The sequence below is a fragment of the Rhizobium atlanticum genome (genome assembly GCF_030182485.1).
Classification (GTDB): domain Bacteria; phylum Pseudomonadota; class Alphaproteobacteria; order Rhizobiales; family Rhizobiaceae; genus Rhizobium.
The window spans coordinates 1-696 of record NZ_JAQJCJ010000090.1; the positions used below are offsets into that span (position 1 = coordinate 1).

Here is a 696-nt window from a genome sequence, read left to right on the forward strand (position 1 = left end):
CGTTGGCGCCATGGATGGTGATCGTCAGATTCGCCGTGGCCGTGGCGCCAGCGCTGTCGCGCATCGTGTAGCTGAAGACATCGCTCAGCGTGTTGGTCGACTGTCGCAGCGCCTGGACGGTCGCATTGTTCTCGTTGACCGCATAGCTATAAGCACCCGATGCATTGAGCACGAGACTGCCATAGGTGCCGTTCAGCGCCGAGCCGAGCGTGCCTGACGTCGTCCCGAAACGGACTGCCGTGACGGTCTTGGTGTCACCGGTATCCGGATCGGTGTCGTTGGTCAGCACGTTGCCACTGGCGGCCACGCCGCCCGAACCATTGGCCACACCACCCTTCTCGGTCGCATCCCCCGTATCGGCAACCGCCGTCGGCGTCGTATTGCCTGATGTCGACACAGCGATATTGAAGGTCTCGTTGGCGGCAAGGCTGCCGAGATCGGTTGCCGTCACCTTGATGCCGTAAGTGCCAGTTGTCGTCGGCGTGCCGGAGAAAGTGCGTGTCGAGGCGTTGAAGCTCAGCCAGGAAGGCAGCGCCGTGCCATCGGCGGACGTTGCCGCATAAGCGAGCGTGTCGCCGCTGTCGACATCGGTGAAGGTGGTCGTCGGCAGTGTGAAGGAGAAGGCAGAGCCGACGGTGGCGTTCTGGGTCGTCGTCTGGACGGCCAGCACCGGCGCATCGTTGGCGCCATGGATGG

The 696-nt window shown here is 63.5% G+C and carries 1 protein-coding gene; it reads right to left on the reverse strand.

The genetic code is table 11. From position 1 onward, the window contains the following. The coding region (locus PH551_RS32840; RefSeq protein ID WP_285196413.1) for a putative Ig domain-containing protein at nucleotides 1-696 on the reverse strand (696 nt) is incomplete at both ends.